Annotated in this window: 1 pseudogene; it reads left to right on the top strand. The window is 54.3% G+C overall.

The window, feature by feature from the left end:
* A pseudogene (locus UF06_RS18790) lies at positions 1 to 295 on the top strand (translocation/assembly module TamB domain-containing protein); the annotation flags it as partial.
* Positions 296 to 411: the final 116 nt, after the last annotated feature.

Below are 411 nucleotides of genomic sequence, written 5' to 3'. Positions count from 1 at the left end.
GCCGGGGGTTTTGATCGGGCTGGGCCTGGCCAAAGGCGGCAAGGTGTTGGGCGAGATGGGCGCCGCGTTGGGCGTGCAGGATCTTCAACTGGATTCCTCTGGTGCGGGTGATGAGTCGCAAGTGACGGTGAGCGGTTACTGCATGCTCGGTTTACAAGTGAAGTATGGCGTGTGCATTTACAAGCCGTTGGGTGAGTTTACTGTGAGATAACGTTTGATGAAAGATGTCTACCGCGAAGGGGTGACAGGGGTCGATAGGGCGGGCGTTTTGATCTACCACTTTGTATTTGATTAAAAACCTCCTGCGTTGTATTTCTCATCCCAAGAGCATGCACCACAGATGCCCGGGCTGGGGTTGGCGCCTTTGGTTTTTGTTTAAGGACCCCTTCTCAACGGGGGAGGAAACCATCA

It is taken from the genome of Vibrio sp. S234-5 (assembly GCF_000960595.1).
Lineage (GTDB): Bacteria > Pseudomonadota > Gammaproteobacteria > Enterobacterales > Vibrionaceae > Vibrio.
Note: the sequence above shows the minus strand (reverse complement) of the source record. Positions and strands in the feature narration are given on the sequence as shown.